Source organism: Plantactinospora sp. KBS50 (assembly GCF_002285795.1).
In the GTDB taxonomy this organism is placed as follows: Bacteria; Actinomycetota; Actinomycetes; order Mycobacteriales; family Micromonosporaceae; genus KBS50.
The window spans coordinates 5202255-5218467 of record NZ_CP022961.1; the positions used below are offsets into that span (position 1 = coordinate 5202255).

Below are 16213 nucleotides of genomic sequence, written 5' to 3' on the forward strand. Positions count from 1 at the left end.
AGATCACCCCGCCGGGCGTCCCGGATACCGGCCGGGATCGCCCCCGGAGACGGCCGGGATCGCCGACCAACCGGCGGGGATCGCCCGACCGGGCGCCGGGTCGCCGGAGCCGCCGGCCGGGACCACCGGCCGCGCGGGCCGGGCCGGAAGTCCCTGCCGGTACGGCCGCGGCCGGGCCACGCTTGAGGTGCATTCGAGGAGGTTGCCATGACCACCCTGCCGATCCTGGTCGGATATGACGGATCCGCCGGCGCCGATGCCGCACTCGACTGGGCCCTGGACGAGGCCACCCGCTCCGGCGCGCCTGTCGAACTGGTCTACGCCCTGCAGCTGCCGACCGTTCCCGGGCCGATCGCGCCGCGCCCGACGTACTGGCCCGACCCGGCGGCCCGACCGGCCGCCGAGAATATGCTGGCCGCGGCGGTGAGCCGGGTCGCCGAAACCCGGCCGGAGGCGATCGTCCGGGCGACGGTGGCCGACGGTTCGCCCGGCGAGGTGCTGCGGGAACGCTCACGCGAGGCCGGCATCCTGGTGCTGGGTCACCGCGGTACCGGCGGCTTCACCGAGTTGCTCCTCGGCTCGACCCCGGTGACCGTTTCGGCGCACGCCCACTGCCCGGTCGTGGTCATCCGCCCCGGGACGCCGGCGGCGGACCGGCCGGGGCACGTGCTGGTCGGCGTCGACGGCTCCCCCGGCTCGGTGCTGGCCCTCGGCTTCGCCTTCGAGCAGGCCGCCGCCCGCGGCCTGGGTCTGCGGGCGGTGCGCGGCTGGGCCATGCCGGTGGCGGTCTGGCAGTTGCCCGCGCTGGACCTCAGCGACGTGGCCGAGGAGCAGCGGCGTTCCCTGGAGGAGCTGGTGGCCGGTTGGCGGGAGAAGTACCCGTCGGTGCCGGTGGAGACGGCCCTGCTGACCGAGAGCCCCGGCCCGGCGCTGGTGGCGGCCAGCCGGGACGCCGCGCTGGCGGTGGTCGGCTCGCGCGGCCACGGCGGCTTCACCGGCCTGCTGCTGGGCTCGGTGAGCCAGCAACTGCTGCACCACGGCCGCTGCCCGGTCGCCGTCGTGCGCGAGCGGCAGTCCGGCGAACCGGCCTGACCCCGGGCCGATCCGACCCCTCTCCCCGCGATCGAGGTCCGGCGACCGCCGGCCAACCCGGCGACCCGCGCAGCTTCCCCAGCCCAGGACGCGGTCGCGGGGAGAGGATCAGCCGCGCCCACGGGACCGGCGCGCGCCACCCTTCGGGTACGTCACCGAGGGGTGGCGCCGGTTGTCCCGGCGCATCGGGTATGACGGACCTGTGGCGACGTACCGGATGAACCGCCGCGGCACCACGGCGGTGGCCGCGGGCGGGCTGCTCGCGCTCGCCGGCGGCCTGGCCCACGCGCTGCCGGCGGCCACCGTGCTGCCGACCGTCCGGCTGCGGTGGTTTCCGCGGCTGTCCGGGCGGGGCGCGCCGGACCACGTGGCGCTGACCTTCGACGACGGCCCCGACCCGGCCTCGACGCCGGCCTTCCTGGAGGTGCTGGCGGCGCACCGGGTCCGGGCCACGTTCTTCCTGCTCGGCCGGATGGTGGCCCGCTCACCGGCGCTGGCCGGGGAGTTGGTGGCCGCCGGGCACGAGGTGGCCGTACACGGCTGGTCGCACCGCAACCTGCTGCTGCGCGATCCCGGCACGACGTACCGGGATCTGGCCCGTGCCCGGGACGTGATCGCCGCGGCGAGCGGGCGGCCGCCGGTGCGCTACCGGCCGCCGTACGGCGTGCTGACCGGGTCCGGCTGGACCGCGGCCCGGCGGCTGGGCCTGCGGCCGGTGTTGTGGACCTGCTGGGGACGGGACTGGACGGCCACCGCCACCGCCGGATCGGTGCTGGCGACCGTCCGGGCGGGGCTGGCCGGCGGCGGCACGGTGCTGCTGCACGACTCCGACTGCACGGCCGCGCCCGGTGCGTGGCGGTCCGCCCTCGGCGCGCTGCCGGACCTGTTGGCCGGCTGCGCCGCCCGCGGTTGGCGGGTCGGACCGCTGGCCGAGCACTTCGGCACCGGTCAGGGGCCGAAGACCCAGTGCCAGGCGGACATCACCCAGTCGGTCTGGCGCAGGTAGGCGATACCCACGCCGGCCAGGAACAGCCCGGTGATCAGGTGGGAGCCCCGGGCGGTGCGGCGGGGCCGGCCGAGCTGCCGTTCCCAGACCAGCCGACCGAGCAGTCGGGCCAGCGCGAACAGGCCGACCGCGACCAGCAGTGTGAGCACGAACGCCGCGACCGGGCTGCTGAGGTCGCCGCGGGAGGAAATCGCCCAGACGCCCCAGCAGACGAAGGCGAAGAGGCCGCCCGCGACGCTCCACTCGCCGCCGCGGCGCAACTGGGCCAGGTGATGACCGAGCGGGCGGCGCACCTCCGGCTCGTCCTCGCCCGGCCAGCCCGTGCCGGTCGGTTCCTGGGACACCGCCGGGAAGCTCTCGGTGCGCGGTGTTCGTGGGCCGACCGACGCCACTCCCCGGCGAAACTCCTGCTGCTCGGGCGGCAGTTCCACCGTCCGTTCGGCCCACGGCTGAGACTGGTCCGACATGGTTCCTCCCCATCGGGAGCGGTTCGACCCCCGTCGCCCCTCCCGGTTCCGAGGGTAACGACCCACCCAAGGCGCCGACGACGCCGCCCGTACATCCGTACGCCCGCCAGGTACGGTCGGGTTCATGGCGGAGGCGGAGCGACGACGGCGACGGCACCGGCACCCGGTCGAGCCGGGACCGGGCGCGACAGGGCCGACCGATGCGGCACCGGTCCCGGCGGGGGATGTCGATGCGGGATCGGGCGCGGCGGGATCGGGCGCGGCGGGGCCGCCGGAGTCCGGCCCGGACGGGCCGGAGACCGGCTGGCGTGGCCCGAACGTCGAACCGGAGGGCCGCTCGGCGGTCACCGCGCCGGTGCAGGACCCGGTCCCCGAGCCGATCCCCCGGCGCCGCGGCGGACCGGCCGCGGAGGACCGGGACAGCGAGCGCGGGCTGCGCGGCCTGGTCGGCTCCGGCTCCTCGCAGGTCAACCCCGGCGCGGCGCTACGGGCCCGGGACGCCACCCGGCCCACTGCGCAACAGCTCGCCGAGGCCGAGGCCGACCTCGTCATCGTCCGGCGGAACTGGGTCCCGCGCGAGGAACTGCCGCGTCACTCCCGCTGATCAGGGCAGCGGCGGCAGCTCGTGCCCGCGCTCGTACTCGGCCACCTGGGCGATCCGGCGCGCGTGCCGCTCGCTCTGCGAGAACGGCGTGGTGAGGAACGCCTCCACGATCCCGGTCGCCTCGTCGAGGGTGTGCTGCCGGGCGCCCACCGCGACCACGTTGGCGTCGTTGTGCTGGCGGGCCAGCTGGGCGGTCTCCACGCTCCAGGCCAGCGCGGCCCGCACCCCCGGGACCTTGTTCGCGGAGATCTGCTCGCCGTTGCCGGATCCGCCGATCACCACGGCCAGGCTGCCGGGATCGGCCACCGTCCGGGCACCGGCGTGCAGGCAGAAGGTCGGGTAGTCGTCGTCCGGGTCGAAGGCGACCGGCCCGACGTCGACGACGTCGTATCCGGAGTTCGCCAGGTGGTTGGCCAGGTGCACTTTCAGCTCGAAGCCGGCGTGGTCACTTCCCAGGTAGACGCGCATACCGCGCAGTCTGTCAGCCCGCCCGGCGGCCCCGTACCGCGGGCGGGCCCACAGCTAACGCGGGCGGGACCACCGCCTACAGCTCGGCCAGCACCAGGCCGCCGCGCGCCTTCGGGGTGAACCAGGTGCTCTTGCGGGGCATCTTCCGCCGGTCGAGGTTGACCGTCACGAAGTCGTCCACGGTCACCGGCGCGATCAGCACCGCGAGTTCCGCGCGCCCGGCGTCCACCTCGCCGGCCAGCCAGCTCGCCGGGTAGTCGCCGCCCACGTAGGTGATCCGCTTGTCGCCCGGGTCCAGCCCCAGCACGTCACGCAGCAGCACCCGCTCCACGAGCGCGTGGTCGAGGTTGTCCACCCCGCCACCCGGGCCGGCCGGCAGGCGCACCTCGTACGTGCGACCGCCCGTGTACAGCCGTACCGGTTCGCCGGGCGCGGGCACGGCGGGCCGGGCGTCGGACTCGACCACCTCGGCGCCGGCCGCCCGGAGCCGGTCCAGGACCTCGTCCGGCCCGGCCGTCAGCTCGCTGACGAGCCGGTTGTACGGCTGGATCGCCACCGAGGCCGGGGTGGTGACCACGGCCAGGAACCGGGACAGCCCGCCGGTCTGCGCGGCCAGGCTGCGGTGGTTGCCGTCCGCCACCACCAGGTCACCCCCGCTGGCCAGGGCGAGCAGTTGGTCCTGCGCCGGGCCGGGACCCAGCGACCAGATGGCATGGGTACGCCCGGCCTGGTCGACGTCGGTCGCGGCGGGTGCGCCGGCGGCCTCGGTGGCCGCGGCGAGGGCCGCGTGCAGTCGGGCGCCCGAGCCGGTCTGCAGCAGCAGCACCGGGGAGAGCAGATGCCCCACGGCCTCGGCCAGGGCCACCCGTTCCCGCACCTTCTCCACGAAGACGTCCTCGTTGCGGATCACCAGGCCGGGCTCGGCGGCGTTGGTGGAGATCTCCGCGGTGTCCACCATGGCGAACAACCCGTACGCGGGCTCCTCGACCGCCGAGCTGATCCGGTAGAGCACCACGACGTCCTCGGCCGGCGTGTAGCTCCCGTCGGCCCGCGCCTCCCGCAGCCGGGCCGCCGCCGCCGGCAGCGCCTCGGTGAACGACCGACCGAGGCTGTCCGGCGCCCGGTGCGGCATCTCGATGGCCAGGGCGCTGTGCGGGTTCGCCTCGATGATGGCGGTGATCTCCGCGTCGTCGGCGAACTCGTCGTAGTTCTGCGCGCCGGTGCCGCCCGTGGTGATCCAGGCCCGGTTGATCGGGTGTACGACCGTCATGCCCCGAGACGCTACCGGCGCGACACCCCGCGGTTCGCGCATACCCCGCGGGTGTCCACGGGCTGACCTGCCCGGATCGGCATCAGCACGGGCCGGCCGGGCGCGATGTGGCGGACGGCACACGGCCGGTGGCCGCCGCCGGGGTCAGTTCCGGCCGGCGACCGGGACGGCGCCCACCACGATGGGCGGGGCCAGCAGTTCCACCAGGCTGTCCGGAAGCCCCGGATGCAGCCCGGACCACGCGCAGTCGTCCACCGACCAGTACTCGGCGCCGAGGTTGCAGGTCACCTCGTCACCCGGCTCCGGCGACTCCTCGGCGCTCACGCGGCGATGCTTGGCCATTCGACGCCTCCCGTACGGCGGGAACCGCTCCCGCACGCTCAGCGCGGGTGGCCGACCAGCGATCGACGGCCGGGCCACCCGGACACGGTCACGATATCGACTGTCGCGAGGGTGTCCGGGTGGTTTCCGGGAATCCGGCCCCCGCAGCCCGCGGGAATGCGGAGAATCGGCCCCCGTGGTCGCTCAGTCGAAGATCGGGTCCTGTTCCCGGGAGCGCTTGAGCTCGTAGAAGCCGGGCGTGCCCGACACCAGCAGCACGCCGTCCCAGAGCCGCCCGGCCGCCTCGCCCTTCGGCGCCGGGGTCACCACCGGGCCGAAGAAGGCTACCTGGGTGCCGTCGGGGCCGGGCGCGTGGATCACCGGCGTGCCCACGTCCGTGCCCACCGGCTTCATGCCGGCGTTGTGGCTGGCCCGCAGCGCCTCGTCGTACTCGCTGCTGACCGCCGCCTTGACCAGGTCCCGGTCGAGTCCCGCCTCGGCCAGCGCCTCGGCGTACAGGTCGATCCCCCGCTCCTGGCCGGCGGGGTGGATCCGGGTGCCCAGCGCGGTGTACAGGTCGCGCAGCACCGGCGAGCCGTACCGCTGCTCGGCCGCGATGCAGATGCGCACCGGCCCCCAGCCGGTCTCCATCAGCTTCTGGTACTGCTCCGGCAGATCCCTGCCCTCGTTGAGCACCGACAGGCTCATCACGTGAAAGTTCACCCGGACCGGTCGAACCTGTTCGACCTCCAGCAACCACCGCGAGGTGAGCCACGCCCACGGGCAGATCGGGTCGAACCACATGTCAACGGTCCCGCGTTCGGTCACGGCAACCCCTCCCACAGAAACACCCCGGACGCCGGCACGGCGTCCGCTATCAGGCCGATCATCACCCTGCCGGTGGCACCATGCACCCCAAACCTGCCGGTGACCTCCGACACGTAAGAGGCGTCCACCGTGCGAGACTCCAACGGAGGCCGCCGCTCCTTACCAGCAGCGGGCGGTCTACCGGACAACGGTGTCCGGTCGATCAGCGAGACGGATGGAGACCACACGTGCCGGGAGTGCATAACCTGACTCAGGTCGAGGCCACCGAGCGGGCGCGCCTGCTCGACGTCATCAGCTATGACATCAGTCTCGATCTGTCGAACGCCGTCCAGGTCACCGGCGGTGCCACCTTCCGGGGGACCACAACCGTCCGGTTCCGATGTGCCGAACCCGGCGCGGAAACCTTCATCGACCTGGCGGCGGCGTCCCTGCGCGCCGCCACGCTGAACGGCGAGCCCGTCGACCCGGCGGCCTGGACTCCGGAGCAGGGACTGCGGCTGGCGGGGCTGGCCGCGGAGAACACCCTGGTCGTCGAGGCCGACTTCGCCTACTCCGGCAGCGGCCAGGGCATGCACCGCAGCGTCGACCCGGTCGACGGGGAGACCTACCTGTACAGCCAGTTCGAGACGAGCGACGCCCAGCGGGTGTTCGCCTGCTTCGATCAACCCGATCTGAAGAGCGTCTTCACCTGGCACGCGACGGTGCCGAACCACTGGCGGGTGCTGTCCAACATGCCGCAGGAGCGTGAGGAGCCGGCCGGCCCGGACACCAGGACCGTCCACTTCGGCGAGTCGATCCGGATGAGCACCTACGTCACCGCGCTCTGCGCCGGCCCCTACCACGAGGTGCGCCAGACGCACGACGGGATCGACCTCGGGGCGTACTGCCGGGCCTCGATGGCGCCGTACCTGGACACCGACGACATCTTCCTGATCACCCGGCAGGGCTTCGACTTCTTCCACGAGAAGTTCGGGGTGCGCTACCCGCTGTCCAAGTACGACCAGCTCTGGGTGCCGGACTTCAACGCCGGTGCGATGGAGAACTTCGGCTGCGTCACGCACGCCGAGGCGTACTACCTGTTCCGGTCCCAGGTCACCGACCACGAGTACGAGCAGCGGGCGAACACGATCCTGCACGAGATGGCCCACATGTGGTTCGGCGATCTCGTCACGATGCGCTGGTGGAACGACCTGTGGCTGAACGAGTCGTTCGCGGAGTGGGCGAGCCACTGGGCCAACACCCGCGCCACCCGCTTCGCCGACGCCTGGGTGACGTTCCTCTCGGTACGCAAGAACTGGGGCTACCGGCAGGACCAGCTCTCCTCCACGCACCCCGTCTACTGCGAGATGCCGGACATGGAGTCAGTCGAGGTCAACTTCGACGGCATCATGTACGGCAAGGGCGCGAGCGTGCTCAAGCAGTTGGTCGCCTACGTCGGGATCGACCCGTTCCTGGCCGGCCTGCGCAGCTACTTCGAACGGTACGCGTGGAGCAACGCCACCTTCGACGACCTGCTCACCGAGCTGGAGGCGGCCTCCGGCCGGGAGCTGCGCAAGTTCGCCGCGCAGTGGCTGGAGACCGCGCAGGTCAACACGCTGCGTCCGGAGGTGACGATCGACGCGGACGGCCGCTACGAGCGGGTGGTCGTGCGGCAGGAGGCGCCCGCGGACCATCCGACGCTGCGCACCCACCGGATCGGCGTCGGCCTGTACGACCGCACCGGCGAGGGCCGGCTGGTCCGGCGCGACCGGATCGAGGTGGACGTCGCCGGCGAGAGCACCGAACTGTCCGAACTGGCCGGTGTCCCGGTACCGGACATCCTGCTGCTCAACGACGACGACCTGACGTACGCGAAGCTGCGCCTGGACGAACGGTCGATGGCCTGCGTGGTGGAGCACATCGCCGAGTTCGCCGAGCCGCTGCCCCGGGCGCTGTGCTGGAACGCGGCCTGGGACATGGTCCGCGACGCCGACCTCGCCGCCCGGGACTACGTGGCGCTGGTGCTCGCCGGCCTGCCCCCGGAGACCGACATCAACCTGGTCACCCAGACCCTGCGCCAGGTCGCGGCGACGCTGTCCATGTACGCGGATCCGGCCTGGGCGCCGCAGGGCTGGGCGGCGCTGGCCCGCACCTCCTACGGCACGCTGCGGACCACCGAGCCGGGCAGCGGCTTCCAACTGGTCTGGGCCCGCACGTTCGCCTCGGCCGCCCGGTCGGACTCCGACCTGGCCATCCTGCGCGGCTGGCTGGCCGGCACCGAGGTGCCGGCCGGGCTGACCGTGGACACCGAGCTGCGGTGGTACCTGTTGCAGGCGCTGGCCGCCAACGGTGCGGCGGGTGTCGAGGAGATCGAGGCCGAACTGGCCGGCGACCGGACCGCCAGCGGCGAGCGGGAGGCCGTGCTGACCCGCTCGCTGATCCCGACGGCCGAGAACAAGGCGCGGGTGTGGCGGGAGCTGACCGGCGAGGGATCGCCGCCGAACTGGCGCAGCCGGGCCCTGCTCCAGGGCTTCCAGCACCCGACGCAGGTCGAGCTGACCGCGCCGTACGCGGAACGGTTCTTCGCGGACGTGGACGCCGTCTGGGCGCGCCGGGACAGCGAGGAGGCGCAGGAGTTCGCGCTGCTGGCCTATCCGTCCTACCAGGTCAGCGAGGACACGGTGGCCGCCACCGACACCTGGCTGGCCGCCTCCGGCCACCCGGCGCCGCTGCGCCGGCTGGTGGCCGAGGGCCGGGACGGCGTGCTGCGTGCGCTGCGGACCCGCGCGCGGGACGCCCGCGCCGGCTGACGAACCGCCCGGCGTCGGCCCGGCCCGGGGCTTCCCCGTGCCGGGCCGGCGCCCTCAGGCGCCCCTGCCGACCCGAAGGAGGCCGGCGCCGGCCGGTCAGGCGCTCCGGGCCGCGGCCCGCCAGGGGCCGGCGCCGGTCAGTCGCTCTTGCCGGCCCGGGAGGCGAGCTGGTCGAGGCCGGACACGATGCCGCCGGTCAGGTCGCCGCCGCCGAAGGCGGCCACCATGGACAGCGCGGCCAGCTTCGCGTCGCGGTCCGGGATGCGGCGCCGGGCCTGCGACCCGGTGACCACCTCCAGCCGGCGCTGGTTGGGCGACAGCGCGATCAGCACGGCGCGGTCCGGGTCGGCGAGCTGCCGGTGCAGCCGCTCGGCGTGCTCCCGGATCGGCTCGTCCAACGCGCCCACGTAGATCGAGAAGACCAGCCCGGTGGCCCGGTCGGCGGTGCGCAGCGCCTCGTCGATGCGCAGCAGCTGGCGGGTCGTGAACGGGCCGTCGAGCACGACCGGCCGGTCGGAACGCTGCGTCATCTCACCAACGGTCACTTGCGCCTCCCGTCGCGCCGGTCCGGGCCGCGGTCTCGGGCCGGTGCTGGACCTCGTTGCTGGTCAGCGCCGGAGCCTGGGCACCGGGCGGCAGCGCCACCCCGGCCGTCTCGGCGAGCTGCTCGGGCGAGGAGAGGAACCACACCGGCGTGAAGTCGAAGGGCCGGCCCGGCCGGTACCGCCGCACCGTGCCGCCGCGGCCCCGGCCGGCGAGCACCAGAGCGGCGATCACGAGCACGACGAGGGCCGGGATGCCGACGAAGGTCAGCAACGTCTCGGTAACAGACAACCTCAACGCCCCCAGGCGAAGATCTGAAAGGTTCGACATGGTCGGTCGGGACCGTCGACGGCACCGTCGCCGCGCCCGCCTGCCGTACCTCACGTTAGCGGAGTGCACGCCCGGTCCTGTCTCCGGGTGTCGATCCGTCCCGCCGGACCGGCAGGCCGCGGGCCGTGGTGGTGTTCCCGCCCCGTGCTCGCCTACACCCGTCCGGGGCTCGCCACACCCGCTCGGGGCTCGCCTGCGACCGTCCGGGGCGTCAGCGGCCGAGGAAGCGCAGCGCGTTCCCGCGCAGCAGCCGGTCCCGCTGGTCGGCGCTGAGGAAGTCGGCCCGCCGGACCACCGCGCCGGCCGGCCGTTCCCCCAGCGGGTACGGGTAGTCGCTGCCCACCACGACCCGCTCGTCGCCCATGGTCTCCACCAGCAGCCGCAGCGCGGCCGGTTCGAAGACGACCGAGTCGACCAGGAACCGGTCCAGGTACGAGCTGGGCGGGCCGGCCGAGGACCCCCGGCACAGGTCGCCGCGCCGGTGCCAGGCGTTGTCCGCCCGGCCCAGCCAGAACGGGAAGCTGCCGCCGCCGTGTGCGAAGCAGATCCGCAGCGAGCGGGGTACCCGGTCGAAGACGCCGCCGAGGATCAGCGACAGCACCGACAGGTGGGTCTCGGCGGGCATGCCGGCCAGCCAGCGGGCCATCCAGCGGTCCAGCCGCGGGCCGCCCGGCATGTCCCACGGGTGGACGAACACCGGCGCGCCCACCCGGGCGCAGTGCTGCAGGAAGGTCACCACGGCGGGGTCGTCCAGGTCCCGGTCACCCACGTGGTTGCCGATCTCCACCCCGGCGTGCCCGGCGGCCAGGCAGCGGTCCAGCTCGGCGCAGGCCGCGTCCGGGTCCTGCAACGGCACCTGGCAGAACGGCACCAGCCGCCCCCCGCCGGCGGCGGCGATCTCCAGGACCCGGTCGTTGAAGATCCGGGCCACCCTGGTGGCCTGGTCGGCCGGCCGGTCGTAGCAGAAGAACACCGGCGTGGGCGAGATCACCTGGAGGTCCACCCGGTCGGCCGCCATGTCCGCCAGCCGGGTCGGCGCGTCCCAGCAGTCCGCGCCGACCGGCCGGAACTCGGTCTCACCCACCATGATCATGGCGGCCCGCTCCGAGTCGACCCGCAGCCACGGCCAGCCCGAGCCGCCGCAGACCGCGGCCAGGTCGGGCCAGCCGCGCGGTACGACGTGCGTGTGCACGTCGACCGCGGCGGGACCGGCCGGCGTCACCGCGATCCCCGGCCGGCGTCCGGCACCATCAGCCCTTGCCCGGGTGTACGGTGCCGCACCGGTCGCAGGCCCGGGCGGCCTCGTCGGCGTAGAACGCGGCGAACACCGGCGGCAGGTCCGCGGCGATGTCCCGGACCTGAAGCTCCACCTCGTGCACCTTGTTGCCGCACTCCGGGCAGTACCACTGGAACTTCTCCAGCGTCCCGTCCTCGCGGATCCGCTCCACCACCATGCCGATGGAGCCGGCCTCGCGCTGCGGCGAGTGCGGGGTGTTCCGGGGCAGCATCCACATCTGGCCCTCGCGGATGTCCACCCGGCGCGGACCCTCGGGCAGCATCAGGTTGACGTGCATGTCGCCCTTGACCTGGTAGAAGAACTCCTCGTACGGGTCGACGTGGAAGTCGGTGCGCTGGTTCGGGCCACCCACCACCATGACGATGAAGTCGCTCCCGCCCGGGAACATCTCCTTGTTGCCGACCGGCGGCTTGAGCAGGTGCTGGTTGTCCGCGATCCAGCCGGGGAAGCTGAACGGCTCGGCGATCTCACTCACGACCTACCTCCTTGGGCAGTACGGCGACGGCCTGGATCTCGATCAGCAGGTGCGGGTGCGGCAACTGGTGCACCGCAACCGTGGTCCGGGTCGGTCCGGTGGCGTCGAGGAACTCGCCGTAGACCTCGTTGTAGCCCCCGAAGTCGTTCATGTTCACCAGGTACGTGGTGACCTGCACCAGGTCACCGAGGTCGGCGCCGACGCAGCGGAGCAGGTCCCGCACGTTCGCCAGCACCGCCCGGGTCTGCGCCCGGATGTCCAGCGTGGTCGTGCCCATCGCGTCCACCTCGGCGCCGGCGATGGTGTTGTCCGGGCGGCGGGCCGACGTACCGGAGACGAAGACGAACCCGCCGGCGACCTTGACGTGCGGGAACGCCCCGCGCGGCACGGCCTTGCCGGCCACCACCCGCGCCCCCTCGCAGCTCACGACGAGGCCCGCAGCGACGCGCTGCCCAGCTTCTCGACCACGGCCCGGACGTGGGCGCCGGGCGGCAGCGGTACGGCCGCCGTGGCGGCGCCGGCCAGGAAGACCCAGCCCGCTTCGAGCCGCACCCCGTACCGGCCGGCCAGCAGCGCGCCCTCGGTGAGCGCCCGGCGCGGGTCGCCGAGGATGGCGGCCGTCGAGCCCACCTGGGCGACCCGGCCGTCGATCTCCAGCAGGACTCCGAGGTTGTCCAGCCCGTCCGGCACCGGCGACCAGGGGCCGACCACGAAGGCCCCGGCCGAGGCGTTGTCGGCGATCACGTCCGGCAGCGAGAACCGGAAGTCCGCGAACCGGGAGTCGATCAGCTCGACCGCCGGCGCGACCGCCCGGATGGCCGAGGTCAGCTCCCGCACCGGCTCCCCCGGCCCCGGCACCCGGTCCAGCAGGAACGCCACCTCGGGCTCGACCCGCGGGTGGATGAAGGCGGCCGGGTCGACCGTGCCGCCGTCGGGCACCCACATCGCGTCGGTGAGCCGGCCGCAGATCATCTCATCGACGCCGACCTGCGCCATCTTGGCCCGGCTGGTCAGCCCCATCTTCAGCCCGACCGGCCGCTCGCCGCGGTCCAGCCGGCGCCGGACCAGGGCCTCCTGCACCGCGTACGCGCCGTCCACGTCCAGGCCGGCGGCCTGGGCGAACCGGGCCGTGGGCGTGGCCGTGTCGGCGGCGACGCCGAGGCGTTCGGCGAGCGCGGCGTGCCCGCCCGGGTCGCGACCGCTGGCGTCGTGACCGCCGGCGTCGTGACCGCCGGCGTCGTGACCGCCGGCGTCGTGACCGCTGGCGTCGTGGGGGTCGGTCATGCCGGTTCACCGTCCGGGAGATGGGTCGGGTTCGCTGTGCCGTTCATCGTCATGAGGCCCGCCCGGATCGTCCGGACAGCCGTTCGGCGGCCCGGACGGCGGCCAGCCGCTCCCCGGTGCGCAGCGCCGCGGAGGTCATCATGTCCAGGTGCCCGGCGTACCCGGGCAGGTGGTGGCCGGCGCCGGCGACCTCCAGGGCGACCGACACGCGCAGCCCGGTGAACCGCTCGCCCAGGGCCGGCACCGGCGCGTCCACCTCGTCGATCCGCACGTCCTGGCCGAGCCGGTAGCCCGGGACGTACCGCCGCACCTGCGCCACCATGGCCTGCACCGAGTCGACGATGGCCGTGCGGTCGGCCCCGGTGTCCGGGCAGAGGCAGTGCACGGCGCCCCGGGCCGCCGGCTCCGGTCGCGCCGGGTCCAGCGTGAGGCTCGCCGCGCCCCGGCCGGCGCCGCCGACCGCCTCGATCGCCCGCGCCGTGGTCGCGGTGAGGCCGTCGAGGTCGACCGGGGTACCGGGGCCGGACGGCCCGGCCGCCACGGACGCCACCAGCTCGCCGTACGCGACCGGGGTGATCCGGCGCACGGCCGCGACGATCGGTACGGCGGCCTGGCCGCCGCAGGTCACCATGTTGACGTTGCGCTCCCGCAGGTGGGCGTCCAGGTTGACCGAGGGCACCACGTACGGGCCGATGGCCGCCGGGGTGAGGTCCACCACCGTGCGGCCGTGCGCCGCGAGCAGCGCGTCGTTGTGCGGGTGCGCGTCGGCGCGGCTGGCGTCGAAGACCAGCTCGACGTCGGCGAACTCGGGCAGCGCCACCAGTCCGGCCACCCCGTCCGCGGTGCCGGCCACGCCGAACCGCCGGGCCCGGGCCAGCCCGTCCGAGGCCGGATCGGTACCGGCCAGGGCCACCATCCGGAGCGTCTCCGACACCCGCAGCACCTTGATCATCAGATCGGTGCCGACGGCGCCCGAGCCGATCACGGCCACCCCGTGCGTCACGTCTCCTCCAGGGTCGGCGCGGACCCGGCGGACCCTGCGGACCCGGCGGACCCGGCGGAGCGGGCGGAGAAGCAGGTGCGCACCGAGCCGACGCCGGAGATCCGCGCCTCGTACGCGGCGCCCGGCGTGACCGGCACCATCGGCCCCAGCGCGCCGGAGAGCACCACGTCGCCGGCCCGCAACGGATCGCCGGCCCGCACCAGCATGCCGGCCAGCCAGCCCAGCGCGCTCAACGGGTTGCCCAGGCAGGCCGCGCCGGCACCCACCGACACCGGTTCCCCGGCGTGTTCCAGCACCATGCCGCAGAGCCGCAGGTCCACGTCGGCCAGCCGGCGCGGCACGGTGCCGAGCACGAACAGCGCGCTCGACGAGTTGTCGGCGATCGTGTCCACGATGGAGATGTCCCAGCCGGTGATCCGGGAGTCGACGATCTCGATCGCCGGCAGCACCGAGTCGACCGCCCGGATCAGGTCCACGGCGGTCGCCCGCTCGTCGGTGAGGTCGGCGCCGAGCACGAACGCCAGCTCGGCCTCCACCCTCGGCTGGATCAGCCCGTCGAGGTCCACCTCGGCGGCGTCCGGGACCGCCATCACGTCGGTGAGCACGCCGAAGTCCGGCTCGTACACGCCGAACTCCTCCTGCACGACCCGCGAGGTGAGGCCGATCTTCGCCCCGACCCGGCGGGCTCCGCCGGCCAGCCAGCGCCGCACCTGGTGCCGCTGCACCTGGTACGCCGCCGCCACGTCGTCGGCCGGCAGCAGCCGGTCACGCAGCGGCGGGCAGGGGACACCCCGCTCCCGGGCGGTGTCCAGCTCGCCGGCGGCCACCGCCGCGTCGAACGGGTCGGCGGCGATGACCCATTCGTTGGGTTCGTTGGTCATGACAGGTCCACGCAGACGTTTGTGAGTTCGGAGTAGAAGTCCAGCGAGTGCACGCCACCCTCCCGGCCGATGCCGCTGGCTTTCACGCCACCGAACGGAGTCCGCAGGTCGCGCAGGAACCAGGTGTTCACCCAGACGATGCCGGCGTCGAGCCGGGCACCGGCCCGGTGCGCCCGGCCGACATCCCGGGTCCAGACGGTCGCCGCAAGACCATAGTCGCTGTCGTTGGCCAGCGCGAACGCCTCCTGCTCGTCGTCGAAGGGCGCGACGTGCACCACCGGCCCGAAGATCTCCTCCCGGTTGGTCCGGGCGTCCGGGGGCAGGCCGGTCAGCACGGTGGGCCGGACGTACGCGCCGCCGTCCCGGGCGTCGCCGAAGTGCGGCGTGCCGCCGCCGGCCAGCACCTGCGCGCCCTCGACCCGGGCCAGGTCGTGATAGCCCAGCACCTTGTCCCGGTGCTGGCGCGAGATCAGCGGCATGTTCACCGTGCCGGGGTCGGCGGGCCAGCCGTAGGCCAGCCCGTCGGCGCGCCCGGCCAGCCGCGCCACGAACTCGTCGAAGACCGGGCGCTGCACGTACAGCCGCTCGGTGCACAGGCAGACCTGGCCGCCGTTGGTGAAGCTGGACCGGACGCAGCCGTCCACCGCCGCGTCGAGGTCGGCGTCGGCGAAGACCAGCCCGGCGTTCTTGCCGCCGAGTTCGAAGCTGACCGCCTTCACCCCGTCGGCCGCGGCCCGCATGATCGCGCTGCCGGTGGCGGATTCGCCGGTGAAGGTGATGGCGTCCACCCCCGGATGCCGGGTGAGGAACTCGCCCGCCGAGTCCGGGCCGAAGCCGTGCACCAGGTTGAACACCCCGTCCGGTACGCCGGCCGCGGCCATCACCTCGGCCAGCAGCGTGGCCGAGGCCGGGGTCTCCTCGCTGGGCTTGACGACCACGGCGTTGCCGCAGGCCAGCGCGGGGGCGACCTTCCAGGTCAGCAGCAGCAGCGGCAGGTTCCACGGGACGATCACCGCGACCACCCCGACCGGCTTGCGGACCGCGTAGTTCAGCGCCCGACCGCCGGCCGGGCCGACCGTGCCGAACGACTCGGTCGGCGCGGTCGCCACGATCTCGGCGAACGCCCGGAAGTTGGCAGCGCCCCGCGGGATGTCCAGGGTGCGCGCCTGCGAGATGGACTTGCCGGTGTCCGCGACCTCGGCCGTGACCAGGTCGTCGAACCGGCGCTCCAGCTCGGCGGCGATCCGGCGCAGCAGTTCGGCGCGGTCCCGCTCGCCGGTCCGGCCCCAGGGTCCGCGCAGCGCCGCTCGGGCGGCGCCCACCGCGGCGTCCACGGTGGACCCGTCGGCCTCGGCCACCTCGAAGATGGTGGCACCGGTGACCGGGCTGGTCTTCGGGAAGGTCCCGGCCGGCTCGACGAACCGGCCGCCGACGAAGTTGCGCAACACGCCCCGGGCACCGGCCGGCCGGCCCGCCATGAGACCCGGATCCCAGTCGACCCGGTGCCGCGCCGGGTTCATCGGCGCGCCGCCCGACGCGGATTCCACGGCGCTTC

18 protein-coding genes are annotated in these 16213 nt (G+C 74.2%); 4 read left to right on the forward strand and 14 right to left on the reverse strand.

Annotation, left to right across the window (positions count from 1 at the left end; all coding sequences use genetic code 11):
* Positions 1 to 207: 207 nt before the first annotated feature.
* Positions 208 to 1092, forward strand: coding sequence for a universal stress protein (locus CIK06_RS22340; protein WP_095566452.1), 885 nt, complete (start codon positions 208 to 210; stop codon positions 1090 to 1092).
* Positions 1093 to 1309: 217 nt separating this feature from the next.
* Positions 1310 to 2098, forward strand: coding sequence for a polysaccharide deacetylase family protein (locus CIK06_RS22345; protein ID WP_095568046.1), 789 nt, complete (start codon positions 1310 to 1312; stop codon positions 2096 to 2098).
* Here CIK06_RS22345 and CIK06_RS22350 read toward each other — a convergent pair.
* Positions 2041 to 2565 carry a hypothetical protein gene (locus tag CIK06_RS22350; protein WP_095566453.1) on the reverse strand — a complete coding sequence of 175 codons (525 nt, stop codon included), beginning with the start codon at positions 2563 to 2565 and terminating at the stop codon, positions 2041 to 2043. The genes CIK06_RS22345 and CIK06_RS22350 overlap by 58 nt on opposite strands.
* Positions 2566 to 2689: 124 nt before the next feature.
* On the opposite strand from CIK06_RS22350, the gene CIK06_RS32590 reads away from it, so the two are divergent.
* Positions 2690 to 3169, forward strand: a complete 480-nt coding sequence (locus tag CIK06_RS32590; protein WP_095566454.1) for a hypothetical protein — start codon at positions 2690 to 2692, stop codon at positions 3167 to 3169.
* On the opposite strand, the gene CIK06_RS22360 is transcribed toward CIK06_RS32590, so the two are convergent.
* The 4 genes from CIK06_RS22360 to CIK06_RS22375 all read right to left on the reverse strand — a co-directional run bounded on the left by CIK06_RS22360 (position 3170) and on the right by CIK06_RS22375 (position 6056).
* Positions 3170 to 3637: a ribose-5-phosphate isomerase gene (locus CIK06_RS22360; protein ID WP_095566455.1), complete on the reverse strand. Its 468-nt coding sequence runs from the start codon at positions 3635 to 3637 to the stop codon at positions 3170 to 3172. It abuts the gene before it with no gap.
* A 76-nt stretch (positions 3638 to 3713) separates the two neighbouring features.
* Positions 3714 to 4907 (reverse strand): DUF1015 family protein, encoded by a 1194-nt coding sequence (locus CIK06_RS22365; protein ID WP_095566456.1) that lies wholly within the window; start codon positions 4905 to 4907, stop codon positions 3714 to 3716.
* A gap of 144 nt (positions 4908 to 5051) precedes the next feature.
* Positions 5052 to 5231, reverse strand: a complete 180-nt coding sequence (locus CIK06_RS22370; RefSeq protein WP_095566457.1) for a hypothetical protein — start codon at positions 5229 to 5231, stop codon at positions 5052 to 5054.
* A gap of 201 nt (positions 5232 to 5432) precedes the next feature.
* Positions 5433 to 6056, reverse strand: coding sequence for a disulfide bond formation protein DsbA (locus CIK06_RS22375; RefSeq protein WP_095566458.1), 624 nt, complete (start codon positions 6054 to 6056; stop codon positions 5433 to 5435).
* A 236-nt stretch (positions 6057 to 6292) separates the two neighbouring features.
* On the opposite strand from CIK06_RS22375, the gene pepN reads away from it, so the two are divergent.
* Positions 6293 to 8845 carry an aminopeptidase N gene (pepN, locus tag CIK06_RS22380; RefSeq protein WP_095566459.1) on the forward strand — a complete coding sequence of 851 codons (2553 nt, stop codon included), beginning with the start codon at positions 6293 to 6295 and terminating at the stop codon, positions 8843 to 8845.
* A gap of 137 nt (positions 8846 to 8982) precedes the next feature.
* Here the strand turns inward: pepN and CIK06_RS22385 are convergent, their stop codons facing one another.
* From CIK06_RS22385 to CIK06_RS22425, 9 genes are all read right to left on the reverse strand, one after another.
* Complete coding sequence (locus tag CIK06_RS22385; RefSeq protein ID WP_095566460.1) at positions 8983 to 9390, reverse strand: DUF5130 family protein; 408 nt, start codon at positions 9388 to 9390, stop codon at positions 8983 to 8985.
* Positions 9377 to 9661, reverse strand: coding sequence for a hypothetical protein (locus tag CIK06_RS22390; protein ID WP_095566461.1), 285 nt, complete (start codon positions 9659 to 9661; stop codon positions 9377 to 9379). Before CIK06_RS22390 ends, CIK06_RS22385 begins: the two co-directional genes overlap by 14 nt.
* A 268-nt stretch (positions 9662 to 9929) precedes the next feature.
* Positions 9930 to 10940, reverse strand: coding sequence for an amidohydrolase family protein (locus CIK06_RS22395; RefSeq protein WP_095566462.1), 1011 nt, complete (start codon positions 10938 to 10940; stop codon positions 9930 to 9932).
* Between the two features lie 28 nt (positions 10941 to 10968).
* Positions 10969 to 11490, reverse strand: coding sequence for a 3-hydroxyanthranilate 3,4-dioxygenase (locus CIK06_RS22400; RefSeq protein WP_095566463.1), 522 nt, complete (start codon positions 11488 to 11490; stop codon positions 10969 to 10971).
* Positions 11483 to 11917, reverse strand: a complete 435-nt coding sequence (locus CIK06_RS22405; RefSeq protein ID WP_095566464.1) for a RidA family protein — start codon at positions 11915 to 11917, stop codon at positions 11483 to 11485. The genes CIK06_RS22400 and CIK06_RS22405 overlap by 8 nt, the downstream gene beginning before the upstream one ends.
* Complete coding sequence (locus CIK06_RS22410) at positions 11914 to 12774, reverse strand: 2-keto-4-pentenoate hydratase (RefSeq protein WP_232533799.1); 861 nt, start codon at positions 12772 to 12774, stop codon at positions 11914 to 11916. Before CIK06_RS22410 ends, CIK06_RS22405 begins: the two co-directional genes overlap by 4 nt.
* 49 nt (positions 12775 to 12823) lie before the next feature.
* Positions 12824 to 13777, reverse strand: coding sequence for an acetaldehyde dehydrogenase (acetylating) (locus CIK06_RS22415; RefSeq protein WP_095566465.1), 954 nt, complete (start codon positions 13775 to 13777; stop codon positions 12824 to 12826).
* Positions 13774 to 14658 (reverse strand): 2-keto-4-pentenoate hydratase, encoded by an 885-nt coding sequence (locus tag CIK06_RS22420; RefSeq protein ID WP_157756891.1) that lies wholly within the window; start codon positions 14656 to 14658, stop codon positions 13774 to 13776. The genes CIK06_RS22415 and CIK06_RS22420 overlap by 4 nt, the downstream gene beginning before the upstream one ends.
* A complete protein-coding gene (locus CIK06_RS22425; protein WP_095568048.1) occupies positions 14655 to 16136 on the reverse strand; it encodes a 2-hydroxymuconic semialdehyde dehydrogenase in 1482 nt (493 codons plus the stop codon). The genes CIK06_RS22420 and CIK06_RS22425 overlap by 4 nt, the downstream gene beginning before the upstream one ends.
* Between the last annotated feature and the right edge of the window lie 77 nt (positions 16137 to 16213).